The sequence below is a fragment of the Metallumcola ferriviriculae genome (assembly GCF_035573695.1).
GTDB classification, from domain to species: domain Bacteria; phylum Bacillota; class JADQBR01; order JADQBR01; family JADQBR01; genus Metallumcola; species Metallumcola ferriviriculae.
Window position 1 is genome coordinate 64,070 of sequence record NZ_CP121694.1, and the last position, 15,665, is coordinate 79,734.

The following is a 15,665-nucleotide window of genomic DNA, read 5'->3' on the forward strand; positions in this document are numbered from 1 at the left end:
GGCATAAAAGTAGAAGAGGATGCCTTAACAAAAAAAGAGACCACCCGGAAGGTCGGATAGCCTCTTTATAAATAAACTTATGCACATGGTAAGCTCTTAGTTTTTTCCTTCCTCACCAATCTTGACAGTGACGTATCTGGTACTTCCCTGACGGTTAATTAGCAGCACTGCCTTATCACCAATCTTACTTTCCTTCACCAGTTCAACCAATTTATCGGGATCCACTACCTCTTTTTTATTGAACTCCAATATCACATCGCCTCGCTTAAGGCCGGCTTCGTCGGCAGGGCTGCCCGGTTGTACGTAAGCTACCAGTGCCCCTTGGGTATTGTCAAGTCCAAAGTATTCCTTTAGCTCCGGAGTAACCGGCTGAAGCATTACTCCAAGATAAGGACGTACTACGTGCCCTTTTTCCTTCAGGTCATTGAATACTTCCTTTACTGTACTGGTAGGAATTGCGAAGCCTATTCCTTGAGCCTGAGCGTTAATAGCTGTATTAATACCTACCACTTCTCCATTCATGTTAAGCAGAGGTCCACCGCTGTTACCCGGGTTAATGGACGCATCAGTTTGTAATAAATTCTTGTAGTGTCGGTCTTCAATGGTAATGGGACGCCCCTTAGCACTAATTACCCCGACGGTAACCGTATGGTCCAGTCCGTAGGGATTACCAATGGCTATCACCCAGTCACCCGCCCTAGCATCCTGCGAACTTCCCAGGGCCAATACCGGCAAGTCTTTATCTGCGTTGATTTTGAGCACTGCCAAGTCTAAGTTATGATCCGACCCAACCAGTTTTGCAGAGAATGCTTCATCGTAGCCGGCTACTTCCACATTAATTTCATTGGCACCGGAAACTACGTGTTCATTAGTAAGGATGTAACCATCTTTAGAAATAATAAAACCAGACCCTAACCCTTTACTGGTTCTTGGTTGCTGAGGATACGCGAATTGGTCACCAAAAAATTGCCTAAAAAACGGGTCTTGAAAGAATGGATTCTGTTGGCTGCTTCCCGAGTTCTCCATAACCGTTTCAATCTTAACTACGGCCTTTCCCGCTTTGTTCACAATCCCGGCCACATCGTTTTGTACCTCAGTATGCTGAAGTACAGTCGTACCATCTTCCACCGCCGGCGGCACCGCTTCTTTTGAAGAGTTTAATGCCTGCAGCGGATTATAATCTGCCGCTAAAATAACGGTTCCACCAAGTAATAAACCGCCTACGAACACCAAACTAAGTACCACTGCTAAAGTCCTGTTTTTAATAACGCCCATCTTCTTTTCACTCCTTGTAAACCTTATTTAATCCAATTATGTAATCCGAACCTTAAAATTTGCTTAAAATAGGTACAAAAAACGATAAAAATTTTTTGGGGAATTGAAAATGGGCATAAAAAAAAGGCAGCGAATATGCTGCCGCTTAAGCCTTTTGAGAGTTGTTGGGGAATAATTTAGTCCCAGGGTCCTTGCTTTGACGATAAAAATAATAGATAAGTGCCACTAAGACAGCGCCACCAAATATTGCACCCCAAATCACATCCCTCACCCCCATCCCCTAGGAAATTTAGTTGTATTACATTCTATGAATTATCAAAGTAAATAAGTATTCTACATTTAATTGTATTTCCCTGCAAGAATGTTTTCAATAAGCTCCTGGGGCATGCACCATTCATTCAGTACTGCCTTGTGGCCCCTGGTTTGGATAAGGTTCAGCTTCTCCGACAGGCTCCGCCTGCTTATTTCTTTTAAACCGCTTTCCTTCTTCCGGCAGCCGATTAGCAAAAAACAGGTCAATTCCAGGGTCATTGTTCTGCCGGTAAAAATAGTACACTAAAGCAACAATAACACCAACGGAAAATATTGTACCCCAAATCATTGTTCTCATCACCTCGGCAATAGTGTTTCCGACTGAGCGCCGTTTATGCCAACATAATAGCAGCTCACAGTTCCCTATGTATAGCTATAGCCCGCATTGCGGGCTATAACTTATCCTACTTCTTCGGCATCTGGGGCTTGACTCATATGCAGTACCTCTTTAATCACCTTGATTTTTTCCAGTGATGGGTCCTCCGGTCCTTGTAAGTCAGCATTTTCCTGTTTTAAAACCACTACATACTCTATCAAGTCTCGACTGATGACTTCGCCAGGGCAAACCAATGGAATGCCAGGAGGATAGGCCATGATAGACTCAGCACTTATTTCACCTTCTGCTTCCTCCAGCGGAATAAGTTTTGTTTGACTATAAAATGCTTCCCTGGGTAGTACACTCACTTCCGGCAGCGCCGGCAGCGGCGGCAAAAACTTCAAAACATTTTTATGTGGTCTTTTCGCGGCCATTTCACGCACTACTACCAAAAGGTTAGTGATAGCTTCCCATGTATCCCCGATAGACATCAGAATAATTACATTATAGAGGTCCGAAAGTTCCACCTGAATCCGATACTCGCTTCTAAGAATTTTTTCCATTTCATAGCCGGACATTCCCAACCCCTGTACATTTATGGTTATCTTAGTCGAATCGAAACTATGACAGCCCGTCGCTCCGGTTTGTTTCTCAAGCAGCCGAATACCTGCTATCTTTCCTAGTTCTCGACGAAGCCAATAGGTGCGCTCCAGCATATCCGAAACAAGCTGCCTGCCTTTTAACGCCATTTGTTTGCGTGCAACATCCAGAGACGCCAACAGAATATAAGATGGGCTGGTAGTCTGCCCTAGGTTTAAAACAGCTTTAACATGCTGCGGGTTAATCAGACCCTCTCTAATCAATAATATAGAACTTTGGGTCAAGGATCCCGCTAATTTATGGGTGCTGGTTGCAGCAAGGTCTACCCCTGCCTTCATCGCAGAAAGAGGCAGTTCATCGCTAAAGTATAGATGCGCGCCATGGGCCTCATCAGCAATCACAGGCACCCCAACAGCATGCGCTGCTCTTACAATTCCCTCCAGATCAGATGCGGTACCATAATAATTAGGGTTAATGACAAAAACTGCTTTGGCGTCAGGATGGACTTTCAATGCCCTTTCCACCTGTTCCGGAGAGATACCCATAGATACACCGAAATCACTCTGCATTTCCGGCTCTAGGTATACCGGTCTCACTCCACTGATAATCAAACCGCTAATTGCGGATTTGTGGGCGTTTCGGGGTAAAATTATTTTATCTCCCGGTTGGCAGACCGCCATAATCATGGCCTGTATACCGGATGTGGTCCCGTTGGTAAGAAAAAACGCCTGATCAGCACCATATGCCTCCGCCGTTAATGCTTCGGCATCCTTAATAGGCCCCCGCGGGTTACAGATATTGTCTAAATCGGGCATGCAGGTCAGATCCATCTCCATTACCCGCTTACCGACAAAATCGGTAAACTCCGGCAGCCCTTCACCCTGTTTATGCCCCGGAACATGAAAGGGTATCGTTCCTTGATCTACATACTGCTTTAAAGCGTCAAATACGGGTGTTCTGGTCTGGTCTAAGGCCATCGCCAGCACCTCCTTTACATAAAATATTATCTCGATAAATTTACAGTAAATATATTGAAACATAGAAAAATTGCACTGTCAAGAATAGTTTTCTGCGACCTTTTGGCGAATTGTTTCCCTGCTTAAAAGAGCCTGCATCTGCCCAGTAACGTAACCAAGCATTCTCGGTGATTATCAGGTTTTATCGAAGCTACTGAGGATGCTAATCATAAGCAGAGCCACCATAAAAATGGCGGCTCTGCTTATAACTTATTTATTATTTTATTTTAGTAAAGATTATTCTTCTTTCGCTACAGCAGCCTCATCATCTTCCAATGATACGAAGCGATCTCTTAGCTTTTCCTGCACCTGGGGCATGGTAGTGTATTCCATTTCATCCAAATGTAATCTATGGGGTTCAAATGGCCCTAAACTACGCAGGTAATTAGCCAGTTTATTGGCCTTCTCTCGAGCCAGATCGTAGGACGGGTCCGCGAAGAAATCCTGAGGTCCGATCAGCTTACCATTGGCAATTTGAAATCCTAGACCGATAACCCGGGGCGGCCCATCAAAACGCGTGGGGTTACTCTGTTTTTGGCTTACCGGCATTAATGGACCGCTATGAGAACCCCGCATCCAGCCGGAAACTAAGTGGGGATTAGCGAAAGGCTCCAGTGCTTCACCTACTGCCGGCAGGCCGCTTTGGCAGCGAACAATACACACAGGGTCATCCTTACCCACATAGCGTCCGGCCAGCATGTTCAGTTTTTGGGTGGTGGAAACAGCCGCAATGTCCCCAGTAGTTTTGGAGTAAATAGATTTAATACAATAGCGTCCCGGTGCACCAATAAAAATGAGTAAATCATAAAGTTCTTCAGGGGCATCAAAAAAGACTCTTTTATTTTCTTTTAAATCATGTACCTCGAAACGAAACCCCGCATGCATCTTCGGGTCAATTACCAAACCAATGGTGTTAAATGGGTCGGCAAAGATCTTATAAAGCGGTAGGTTCCAGGCGCCGGGTTCCGTCTTATCTGCCATAAATGTAATTACCGGTTCACTTTTTCTCTCCTCAAACTCCATCTCTGCTACACCAGGCCCCATACCCTTCACATTTCCGGAAAAGGCATCGCTAAGCAGGTCCTGACCGGCTCCATAGAGCTTCAGTTCCTTAGCAACTTCAGTACAGGATAAGAAAGTTTCCCAAGCCAGTTTATGTACCGGCTCGTAATCAGTACCGTGACGGTGGGTCATTACTAGATTAATGTCATCACCAACATGGGTAACATGATAATCCTCCAAAAGTTCCGTCTTAGACATACACTCCTTCGCTCTTTCCAATAATCTCGGATGAACACTAGAATGCCCAACAAATCCACCAATGTCCGCTTTAATGACGCTCAAAGTAATTTTTGCCATTAAGCACCCTCCTTAAATTATAGAATAATTACTGCAGAAATGCCTTGCAGCAGTTAAACCCCAACACCCACCTCACTTATATATATTACATATATTGATAAATGTGTTATACTAATTATTATAGTTTTCTATTTATATCACACTTTTCCTCTTTATTGTATGCTGTTTTTCTGAAAAACCTTAAAATTCATCATCAATTTTAAAAGCCCGCCATAAAAGCGGGCTTTCCCTTCCAAACCAACTGGACATCCACACTGACACTGTTAGGGGTGTCATTCCACTTAGGCGGCGTATCCGGCTGAGGTTTCTGCTGGGGCGGTGTAGAAACTACGATGGCTAGCACGATGGCAATAACGAATATGAGTATTCCAAGCAGTATCCAAAGCTTGTTCGTTTTAATTAACTCCATGGCCTAATATCACCTCTGATTACTCTAAATTTTATTTGCAGCTGCAGATGAAGATGCAAATGAACTCTGAACTCCCTCTATCAACTCTACAATACTATTATCTTAGATTTGATAACTTTTAATTCAAGCTTTGTCAATCAGGGTTTAAGGTTTGTTTGCTTATTTAATCCGTTTTCTTTACAATATAGGTAAATATTACTTTTAAGGGAGGAATTATCGTTGCAACTTTTTGAAAAATGCGGACCGAAAAATACTGAGAAAACAGTGGCATTAGCCCTGGAAAGAGCAAAGGAATTAGGTATTAAGCACATTGTAGTGGCTTCAAATAGTGGCAGAACCGCCGAACAATTTTTGGGTCACAACCTAAATATAGTCTGTGTCACCCACCATGTCGGCTTTAAAGAACCGGGAAAAGATGAGATGCCGGCTGAATCGCGGCAAAAACTTAAAGAACAGGGGGTGGAAGTCCTTACTACGACGCATCTAATGGCCGGTGTAGATCGGGCGGTGCGCTTTAAATTCGGCGGCCTCTACCCTGCGGAAATAGTCGCAAGCTCGCTGCGCATTTTGGGCCAAGGCATTAAAGTTTGTGTGGAAATATCCAGTATGGCTTTAGATTCCGGCCTAACCCCTTTCGGCGAAGAGATCATCGCAATCGCTGGTACCGGTAAAGGAGCTGATGCTGCCGTAGTTATCAGCCCGGCCCATTCTAATGCCTTTTTTGACAATAGGATTAGAGAAATTATTTGTATGCCCAGAACTTAAAACAAAATACTAACAAAAAAAGCGATTGCCTTAAGTAAATTAAGTTAATCGCTTTTCTTACACCTGACAGAGGATAGCGCTTTTTGTGGCATAAGTACAACTACGGCTTCAGATAGTGCTTATAACGCCTGATTAATTAAAAAAGACTAGGTGAGATTAATAATCCACCTAGTCTTTTTCTGCAGAATTTAATGCAAATCTATGGCTCATCGCCCAGATGTACCCTTCAAATCAGGTACATATCTACCAGTCGAGTGATGACAAGAAGATAAATGACGCCGATTATAATTCTCGGCCAGTAGGGTACTCCCAACTTCTTAAGTCCTTTCACTAAGAAATTCAACGGTACTACGCCCACAGCGATAAAGAAACCCAGCATATAAACCGATTGCCACACAGGCGCCCCTCCAACTAATACCTCAATTAATGGTCACAATCACAGTCGTCGTGATTGTGATCGTCCTCTTCGTCAACATCCATTACCTCGACTTCACCTTTAATCACCGTTAATTCAAACTCTTCCGCCAGAATAATTCTTTCTTTGGGGAATCGTTCCAGCAACTCAGTCACCTTTTTCGCCGCATCTACATCTGTTTTACAGTAGTACCATTCGCTGGTGTCTTTAACGGCAACAACGTACATATCAGTCTTCCTCCTTAAGCGGGAAAAGTTTTTCCCGACGAATAACCCGAGAATACCCCCGAGTTATATTATTTCCTTATGCAGTTTGTCCGAAACCTTTTTCGAAAGCTTTTTTATTAACATCCAGGAATCTAGCCGGTACTGTTGCTTCCAGGGCCTTTAGCCAAACTTCCCGGTCTATACCTAAGCTTTTAGCCAGTACACCCAGCAGCACTACATTAGCGGCTTTGATGTTGCCGGCATCTGCAGCCAATGGCAGGGCATCCACAACTGTAAGCTTATCAGCATTAGCATCCAATTGTTCAATTATCTCATTAGGATATGAAACCGCGCCCATGATTACCGGCATCGGGTCAATCTCTTGAGCATTTACTATCATATGCCCGCCGGGTGCTAAAAAGGTCTGCCATCTCAATGCTTCCAGTTTCTCAAATGCTAGAATAACATCTGCGCCGCCCTCCTTAATAATCGGAGAGTAAACCTGCTCACCAAAACGCACTTGAGTTACAACAGAACCACCCCGCTGGGACATTCCATGGATTTCCGAAACCTTTACGTTACTACCTATCTCCAGCGCTACTTGAGCTAGAATTTTACTGGCCAAAACTGTCCCCTGACCGCCTACACCTACAATAAGAATGTTCACCGGTTTATTCATTGCTTTCACCTGCCTTCTTAATAGCTCCGAAGCGGCATACCTTCATACACAGCTCACAACCACTGCACTGAGTATAGTTAATAACCACTTCTTCCCCCTTAAGAGCAATAGCCGGGCAGGCCAATTTCATGCATCTCTTACATGAAGTGCAGCTCTCCTGATCAATAACCATGGCCGGTCTAGTTGATTTATCTAGTAGAGCACAGGGCCGTCGTACTATGATTACCGAAGGTTCCTCGGCCTGAGTTTCCTCTTTTAACACTGCTTCAACTTTCTCCAGGTCATAAGGATCAACAACAGCTACGCGTTTGATACCCAGCGCCTTTACCAGTTCCTCGAAATTTACTTGACTGGTCTCCTCTTTTTTTAGGGTGTAGCCGGTTGCCGGATTATCCTGATGACCGGTCATCGCCGTGGTGCGGTTATCAAGTATTAGGGTAGTGGTGGTACCTTTGTTATATACCACATCTACCAGTCCGGTAATACCTGAATGCATAAAAGTAGAATCGCCTATTACCGCCACTAAATCCTTACTAAATTCCCTGCCCCTGGCTTTCTCCATGCCTAAAGCAGTGCCGATGCTGGCTCCCATACAAATACAGGAATCCATCGCCTCTAAGGGCGGTAGTGCTCCCAATGTGTAACAGCCAATATCACCGGTCACCTTCAGTTTTAATTTATTAATAATATAGTATACGCCTCGATGCGGGCATCCCGCACAAAGCACCGGCGGTCTTTTGGGTATCTCCTGAGCTGCAGTGGCCGCAGCTTCACTTGCGGCTGACTGCCCGGTAATACCTGCTTCTATCAATGCCGGACTAAGTTCTCCTGTTCTGGGGAATGTCTCTTTACCAATTACCTCAAGTCCCCATGACTTTATCTGCTCTTCCATGAATGGTTCCAAATCTTCAACTACGTAAGCCTTGTCCACTCGAGATACAAACTGACTTATCAGTTCCTTCGGCAAGGGATTAGTCATACCTAATTTCAAGACTGATACTTGCGGCAGTACTTCTTTGACATAATGATAATTAATGCCGCTGGTGATCACTCCAATATCTTCACTGTTCCACTCTATCCGATTAACGGTAACCTTTTCTGTCTCTTGTTCCAACTTTTGTCGGCGTTCTTCCACTACTACATGCCGCATCCTACCATAAGCGGGAATCATCACGTATTTTAGCGGATTTTTCACATATTCCTTGACACCAACCTCTTCGCGTTCCTCCAGCTCTACCAGCGTTTGGGAGTGAGCAATACGAGTGGTGATACGCAGCATTACCGGCGTATCAAAGCTTTCGCTCAGGGCGAATGCCATCTTAACCATATCTTTTGCTTCCTGACTATCACTGGGCTCCAGCATGGGAATTTTAGAAAATTTAGCATAATAGCGATTATCCTGCTCATTTTGGGAACTATGCATACCCGGATCATCTGCAGATATTAACACTAAGCCGCCGTTAACACCGGTATATGCAAATGTAAATAAGGGGTCTGCCGCCACATTTACACCAACATGCTTCATGGCAACCAATACCCGAGCCCCGGCTATGGAAGCGCCGATACCTACTTCCAAGGCAACTTTTTCATTGGGAGCCCATTCCGAATAAATTTCCTTATACTGTGCAACATTTTCCAAAATCTCCGTACTGGGAGTACCCGGGTAGGCCGTAGCTACGGTGACCCCTGCTTCATATGCGGCCCGGGCTATTGCTTCATTTCCTGACAGTAGTGTTTTCATTATGCTCCCCTTTCCGACTTCCTGTAGTCATATACTCGCTTTGCTTTACCGGAAGTACGTTCTAAGGTGTGTGGTTCCACCAAACGTACTTTAGCATTGATTGACAAGACAGAATGCAATTTTTGCTTAATCTTTGTTTCCAACAGCTCTAATTCCTTAAAGCGGCCGCTGAATTTTTGCTCCGGTACTTCTACCAAAATTTCCAATTCATCCAGATATCCGCGCCTGGTAACATTTATTCTGTAATGGGGAGTTACCCCTTCTATCTCCATCAAAACACTTTCAATTTGAGAGGGGAATACGTTAACCCCCCGGATAATCAGCATATCATCCGTACGCCCGGTGACCTTACGCATACGCGCAGTAGTACGCCCGCAGCGGCACTGTTCTACATTTACTATAGAGATATCCTTGGTTCGGAAGCGAATTACGGGAAAAGCTTCCTTAGTAAGACTTGTAAAGACTAGTTCCCCCTCCTCACCGAAGCCGACGTTCTTCCCGGTTTCCGGGTCTATAACCTCGATTAGGAAATGGTCTTCGGCGATGTGATGCCCAGCTGCGTATTGACACTCTCCTGCTACACCCGGACCTAACACTTCGCTGAGTCCGTAGTTATCTGTCGCCTTAATATCCCACCGCTGTTCAATTTCCCGCCGCATCTCTTCAGTCCAAGGCTCGCCGCCAAATAGACCAATGCGCAGCTTCAAATCTTTCCGGGGGTCCAACCCCATCTTTTGCGCTACTTCTGCCAAATAGAGGGCATAGGTGGGAGTACTGATTAAAGCGGTTGTGCCAAAGTCCTGCATCAGCATAATCTGTTTTTCTGAGTTACCGCCGGACGCCGGCACAACTGTTGCTCCAGCTCTTTCCAAACCATAGTGTAACCCAAATCCCCCGGTAAAAAGTCCGTACCCAAAGGCCACCTGAGCTACATCCTTGGCAGTAACCCCAGCCAAAGTTACCATACGTGCGGTAAGGTCAGTCCATGTATCTAAGTCCTTTGCCGTATAGCCCACAACTACCGGTTTGCCAGTGGTACCGGACGATGCATGTACCCGTACCACCTGTTCCATCGGTACGGCAAAAAGCTTAAAGGGATAATTCTCCCTGAGGTCATCCTTAGTTGTAAAGGGAAGTGCCTGGATATCCGCCAATGAATTGATATCGCCGGGCCGTAAACCTGCCTCATCAAACCTTTCCCGATAAAATGGCACGTGATGGTAAACGCGGTTTACAGTTTCCTTAAGTCTTGTCAGTTGTAATTCCTCTAACTGTGTCCGGGATCCACACTCATTAGTTTCATCCCAAATCATGCGTCATCAATCCTTCACTAGATATTTGCCCATCCTGGTACTCTTCCCCAAAAACTTTGGCCAAGTGCTCGTGCGAGTAAGGACTCGTGACAGCACTCACTGCAGGCACTATCACCAGCGGTGCAACAATGGCCAGCGAGCCAATCATAGGGATGAGCTGAGCATCCATATGTGTATAAATGGATAATCCCAGGGAAATGCTCAGGCCAGAGATAATACCTGCCCAAGCCCCGGCAAGGGTAGTACCCCGCCAGTAAAGGCCATATAGGTAAGGAGCTAAAAACGCCCCGGCCACAGTTCCCCAAGAGATGGACATCAGGGTTAAAATAACGGTGGGTGTCAACGCCAAGTAGACGGATAAACCAATAAAGATGACGCAAAACACTCTCAACAGCAGCACCACATGCTTTCTATCCATATCCGGCTTCATGGTGCCCTGCACCAGATCAACAACAATGGCAGAACTGGACACCAGCACCAAGGAGGCCAAAGTGGACATGGATGCCGCCAAGACCAGTAATAATAATATTACGCCGACAATCTCCGGCAGAGCCTGACTGATAATCTGAGGCATTATTACATCAGGACTTGGCTGCCCACCGGGACCTAAAGGCATCTGATTGTCAAAGAACAGACGGCTGAAACCGCCGGTAAAGTAAGCACCAAGAGTCATTAAAAATGCAAAAACCGTAGTGACAGTCATGGCCTGGGGGATAGACTGCTCACTCTCAATGGCGTAAAATTTCTGTACCATTTGTGGCAGTCCCCAGGCGCCCAAGCTTGTCAATATTACCAGCGACAATAACGGCAGAATGCCGGGAGGACCAACTGGCTGTACCAGCCTTGGTTCAATTGCCGCCAACTTTTCTAAACCGGCTGATAAACCACCCACATGAGCATCCGTCACCACATAAAAGATCAATAGAATAACACCAAACATCATCACTATACCCTGGACGAAATCCGTCATGGTAATGGCAAAGTAACCACCCATCACCAAGTAAGCCCCTGTCAGAATAGCAATAAATAACAGTGCCTGACCGAAAGCAATATGAAAAATTTCTTCAAAGAAATAACTTAATCCCATATATACGGACGCAGAGTAAGGTACAAGGAAGGTAAATATAATCAGGGCGGAGACAATCTTCATCGACTTACAATTAAAGCGAGCTTCTAAAAACTCCGGCATAGTCCTTGACCCCAACCGGGTAGTCATCCTGCGGGTGGGTTTAGCGAGTACCTTCCATGCTAAGTAGCCGCCTACTAAAGCATTACCAAGTACGATCCACAGACCCGACATGCCAAAACCCCAGCCAACTTTTCCCGCATAGCCAATAAATAATACGGCCGAAAAATACGTCGTGCCGTATGCAAATGCAGATACCCAAGGACCAATACTGCGGTTACCTAGGATAAAATCATCTTCAGTTTTTGTTTTACGCATGCTATACACCGCAATACCCATAACCACAAAGACATAAATAGCAATAACCGTAAACTTCATCTTGCCTACCGTCCTTCCATACTACCAAAATTTTAACTAACTTTTACTATTCAACAAAGCTCCCGGGAATCCTTTCAGAAATTCCTGTCAATTTTTATCATTATATTCTTTACTATTTGTCTCCATTACCACTTTTGCCTGGGCCACCGCTTCTTTGACTCTTACCGGAGCCGGACCGCCGGGAACATTCCGCCGCTCCACACAGGTTGATATTGCAATTGCCTGAAAAATGTCTTCCTCAAACATATCTGCAAACTGCCGGTATTCCGCTAAAGTCAATTTCTCCAGTTCCTTTTCCTGCTCAATGGCATAAAAGACTAGTTCTCCCACTATCCTGTGCGCGTCCCGAAATCCCATTCCCTTGTTGACCAGGTAATCCGCCACATCGGTGGCATTGGTAAAACCACCGCCGGCACCTTGATACATTCTACCGGTATTGACGGTGATAGTAGCGATCATGGGCGCAAATACTAACAAGCTCTTTTTCACGGTATCAATTATATCAAATAACGCTTCTTTATCTTCCTGCAAATCCTTATTATAGGCTAGGGGAAGACCCTTAACCATTGTTAGTAGCGCCATTAGATGCCCATACACTCGCCCGGATTTACCACGCACCAATTCCGCGACATCGGGATTCTTCTTCTGGGGCATGATGCTTGAGCCGGTGCTGTATGCATCATCGAGGTTTATAAAGGAAAACTCATCGCTGGCCCAAAGAATTATCTCTTCGCACAAACGGCTTAAGTGAGTCATAATCAGGGAAGCAGCAGCAGCAAATTCTATCACATAATCCCTGTCGCTGACTCCGTCCAAACTATTGGTACTGATACGATTAAAGCCTAACTCTTCTGCTACCATTTCCCGATCAATGGGAAAAGTAGTTCCGGCCAATGCCCCGGAACCCAGGGGGCAGACGTCAGTGCGCCCATAGCAGTCCCGCAGTCGCTGCCAATCCCTCTGAAACATTTCGAAATAGGCCATCAGGTGATGTGCAAAGGTAATGGGCTGGGCCTTTTGCAGGTGAGTATACCCGGGCATGACCGTATCAGTATGCTGCTCTGCCAACTCCACCAACGCCTGCTGAGTTTTTATCAGCAGCTCGGATATTTCAACTATTTCCTCTTTCAAAAACATGCGAGTATCTAAAGCAACTTGATCATTTCTGCTGCGAGCGGTATGCAGTTTTTTACCTACCTCGCCCACTCTCTCTATCAGCAGCTGTTCTACATTCATATGGATATCTTCAGCATGTACCGACAACTCACCTCGGCCCGCTTCCAAATCAGCCAAGATTTGCTGCAAACCCCGGATAATATTTTCAGCATCCTCTCGTGCGATTATGCCGGTCTCCCCCAGCATGCGCGCATGGGCCATACTGCCTCGAATATCCTGTCGATAAAGTCTTTTGTCAAAAGAAATGGAGGAATGAAAATCCTCCACCAAACTGTCTGTATCCTTTGTGAAACGACCGCCCCACAGTTTCATGATAAACAGCACCTCTTTTTAATGTTAATAAAAAACTATCATCTATTTCTACTTGGATGTCTTTTTATCCATCAGCGCCCTTACCTTAAGAGGCAGGCCAAAAAGATTAATAAACCCTTCTGCATCCTTCTGGTTATACACCGCATCTTCACCGAAGGTTGCAAATTCCTCACTGTACAATGAATAAGGTGATTGTGTTCCGGCAGGAGTACAGCTCCCCTTGTACAGTTTCATGCGTACCTTACCTGTCACTGTACGCTGAGTAACTTCCACAAAGGCATCCAGCGCTTCCCTCAATGGTGAATACCAGACACCGTCGTATACCAGCTCGGCATATCTAAGAGCTATTTGCTCCTTATAATGCATGGTGACCCTGTCAAGAGTGAGGTATTCTAACTCCCGGTGCGCCTGGTAAAGCACTGTCCCACCTGGGGTTTCGTATACTCCACGCGACTTCATCCCCACTAGACGATTTTCCACCATATCTATAATGCCCACACCATTTGCTGCAGCTGCTTCGTTTAGTTTTGTCAAAAGGGCCACGGGTGCAAGTCTCTCTCCGTCAACGGCCACCGGTGTGCCTTGTTCAAAATCAATTTCAATATAAGTGGGCTTATCCGGGGCGTCCTTGGGCGGAGTAATCATCAGGTAAAGCTCATCCTGGGGCTCATTCCAGGGATTTTCCAAATCGCCGCCTTCATGGCTCAAGTGCCAGATATTACGATCCATGCTATAGGGCCGCTTTTTAGTCACCGGCACCGGAATACCCCGCTCCTTAGCATAATCAATGGCATCGTCCCGGGACTTGATATCCCATTCCCGCCAGGGAGCCACGATTTTAAGGTCCGGATCCAAGGCCTTGACCGTCAGCTCAAAACGCACCTGGTCGTTACCTTTACCGGTGGCGCCATGAGCAATTGCCTCGGCACCTTCTTGATGAGCAATTTCCACCAGTTTTTTCGCGATTAAGGGTCGGGCAAAGGAAGTTCCCAGAAGGTATTTCCCCTCATAAATGGCCCCTGCTTTTAACGTCGGCCAGACAAAGTCGGTAAGAAATTCTTCTGTTACACGTTCTATGTACAGTTTTTCTGCACCGGTTTTAATCGCTTTTTCCTCCAGGGGTTCTAACTCTTCACCCTGGCCCACATCAGCTGCCATGGCAATAACCTGGTAGCCATAGTTTTCCTTTAACCAGGGGATAATAATGGATGTATCCAACCCGCCGGAATACGCTAGCACTACTTTTTTCATAACTATACCTCCAATTTGTATCAGATATTTTGTCTACATTACCGAAGCCATCACAGCTTTTTGCACATGTAGTCGATTCTCTGCCTGGTCAAAAATTACTGACCGGGGACCATCAATAACTTCAGTGGTAATTTCCTCTCCCCGGTGGGCAGGCAGGCAGTGCATCACCACTGCATCCGCTTTAGCTAGCGATAGCAGTGCTTTATTTATCTGGTAACCTGAAAAAGCCCTCTGTCTCTCTTTTTGTTCTCTTTCCTGGCCCATACTAGCCCACACATCCGTATATAAGACATCAACCCCTTGAGCGGCCTCCCGTACATCGTGCGTCACTATAACTTTGCCCTCATTATTCTTGACACCCTCTATAATAGACTCTTCCGGTTCATAGCCGCCGGGACAGGCAACCCTTATCTCCATCCCCATCTTAGTGCAGCCATGTATTAACGAATGGGCCATATTATTACCATCGCCGATATAAGTCATTTTCAATCCTGACAGGGTGCCCTTATTTTCCTTAATCGTCATCAGGTCTGCCATCACCTGACAGGGATGCAGCAAATCCGTCAGGCCGTTAATAACAGGTACATCCGCTTCCCGAGCTAACTGCTCCACCTGTTGGTGGCTGAAGGTGCGAATCATAATGCCCTGGACATACCTTGATAAAACCTTTGCCGTATCTACCACACTTTCGCCTCGCCCCAGCTGCAAATCCTGCCCTAGAAACAAGGCTTGACCTCCTAATTGGTACATCCCCACTTCAAAAGAAACCCGTGTACGGGTGGAGTTTTTATGAAAAATCATCGCCAGGCTTTTACCCTTGAGAATTTGGTGTGGTTCGCCTTTTTTTTGCGACTGCTTCAGTTTATCTGCCAAATTTAACAAATAATCTATTTCCTGAGCAGAGAAGTCATTAAGATTTAAGAAATCCCTGCCCCGCAGTTCTATATCTACAGGCTGCATTATCGCTGCCTCCTTCCATTCTTTCCCTCTAGTTTATCCAAAAAAGCCGGTATTGA

General features: G+C 45.6%; 15 protein-coding genes. 1 reads left to right on the forward strand and 14 read right to left on the reverse strand.

Annotated features, from left to right (window positions below; genetic code table 11):
* Positions 1-96 precede the first annotated feature (96 nt).
* The 5 genes from MFMK1_RS00300 to MFMK1_RS00320 all read right to left on the reverse strand — a co-directional run bounded on the left by MFMK1_RS00300 (position 97) and on the right by MFMK1_RS00320 (position 5,287).
* Positions 97-1,275 (reverse strand): trypsin-like peptidase domain-containing protein, encoded by a 1,179-nt coding sequence (locus MFMK1_RS00300; RefSeq protein WP_366923203.1) that lies wholly within the window; start codon positions 1,273-1,275, stop codon positions 97-99.
* A gap of 394 nt (positions 1,276-1,669) precedes the next feature.
* The gene (locus tag MFMK1_RS00305; RefSeq protein ID WP_366923204.1) at positions 1,670-1,876 is read right to left on the reverse strand and encodes a hypothetical protein; all 207 of its coding nucleotides are present in this window, start codon (positions 1,874-1,876) and stop codon (positions 1,670-1,672) included.
* 110 nt (positions 1,877-1,986) lie between these two features.
* A complete protein-coding gene (locus MFMK1_RS00310) occupies positions 1,987-3,480 on the reverse strand; it encodes an aminotransferase class I/II-fold pyridoxal phosphate-dependent enzyme (protein WP_366923205.1) in 1,494 nt (497 codons plus the stop codon).
* Positions 3,481-3,756: 276 nt separating this feature from the next.
* Positions 3,757-4,878, reverse strand: coding sequence for a fructose-1,6-bisphosphate aldolase/phosphatase (gene fbp / locus MFMK1_RS00315; protein WP_366923206.1), 1,122 nt, complete (start codon positions 4,876-4,878; stop codon positions 3,757-3,759).
* Positions 4,879-5,077: 199 nt separating this feature from the next.
* Entirely contained in the window at positions 5,078-5,287 is a 210-nt protein-coding gene (locus MFMK1_RS00320) for a hypothetical protein (RefSeq protein WP_366923207.1), read from the reverse strand.
* 219 nt (positions 5,288-5,506) lie between these two features.
* Between MFMK1_RS00320 and MFMK1_RS00325 the strand changes: the two genes are divergently transcribed.
* Positions 5,507-6,052, forward strand: coding sequence for a pyruvate kinase alpha/beta domain-containing protein (locus tag MFMK1_RS00325; RefSeq protein WP_366923208.1), 546 nt, complete (start codon positions 5,507-5,509; stop codon positions 6,050-6,052).
* 226 nt (positions 6,053-6,278) lie between these two features.
* On the opposite strand, the gene MFMK1_RS00330 is transcribed toward MFMK1_RS00325, so the two are convergent.
* The 9 genes from MFMK1_RS00330 to argF all read right to left on the reverse strand — a co-directional run bounded on the left by MFMK1_RS00330 (position 6,279) and on the right by argF (position 15,609).
* On the reverse strand, positions 6,279-6,449 hold the full coding sequence (locus MFMK1_RS00330) for a hypothetical protein (protein WP_366923209.1): 171 nt from the start codon (positions 6,447-6,449) through the stop codon (positions 6,279-6,281).
* Between the two features lie 26 nt (positions 6,450-6,475).
* Positions 6,476-6,694 carry a hypothetical protein gene (locus MFMK1_RS00335; protein WP_366923210.1) on the reverse strand — a complete coding sequence of 73 codons (219 nt, stop codon included), beginning with the start codon at positions 6,692-6,694 and terminating at the stop codon, positions 6,476-6,478.
* Between the two features lie 76 nt (positions 6,695-6,770).
* Complete coding sequence (locus tag MFMK1_RS00340; protein WP_366923211.1) at positions 6,771-7,352, reverse strand: indolepyruvate oxidoreductase subunit beta; 582 nt, start codon at positions 7,350-7,352, stop codon at positions 6,771-6,773.
* Positions 7,345-9,093, reverse strand: a complete 1,749-nt coding sequence (gene iorA, locus MFMK1_RS00345; RefSeq protein ID WP_366923212.1) for an indolepyruvate ferredoxin oxidoreductase subunit alpha — start codon at positions 9,091-9,093, stop codon at positions 7,345-7,347. Before iorA ends, MFMK1_RS00340 begins: the two co-directional genes overlap by 8 nt.
* Positions 9,093-10,406, reverse strand: coding sequence for a phenylacetate--CoA ligase family protein (locus MFMK1_RS00350; protein ID WP_366923213.1), 1,314 nt, complete (start codon positions 10,404-10,406; stop codon positions 9,093-9,095). Before MFMK1_RS00350 ends, iorA begins: the two co-directional genes overlap by 1 nt.
* Positions 10,393-11,910: a sodium:solute symporter family transporter gene (locus MFMK1_RS00355; RefSeq protein ID WP_366923214.1), complete on the reverse strand. Its 1,518-nt coding sequence runs from the start codon at positions 11,908-11,910 to the stop codon at positions 10,393-10,395. The genes MFMK1_RS00350 and MFMK1_RS00355 overlap by 14 nt, the downstream gene beginning before the upstream one ends.
* 87 nt (positions 11,911-11,997) lie before the next feature.
* Positions 11,998-13,398 carry an argininosuccinate lyase gene (gene argH, locus MFMK1_RS00360; RefSeq protein ID WP_366923215.1) on the reverse strand — a complete coding sequence of 467 codons (1,401 nt, stop codon included), beginning with the start codon at positions 13,396-13,398 and terminating at the stop codon, positions 11,998-12,000.
* Between the two features lie 48 nt (positions 13,399-13,446).
* Positions 13,447-14,649: an argininosuccinate synthase gene (locus MFMK1_RS00365; RefSeq protein WP_428846282.1), complete on the reverse strand. Its 1,203-nt coding sequence runs from the start codon at positions 14,647-14,649 to the stop codon at positions 13,447-13,449.
* Positions 14,650-14,682: 33 nt separating this feature from the next.
* Positions 14,683-15,609, reverse strand: coding sequence for an ornithine carbamoyltransferase (gene argF / locus MFMK1_RS00370; protein ID WP_366923216.1), 927 nt, complete (start codon positions 15,607-15,609; stop codon positions 14,683-14,685).
* Between the last annotated feature and the right edge of the window lie 56 nt (positions 15,610-15,665).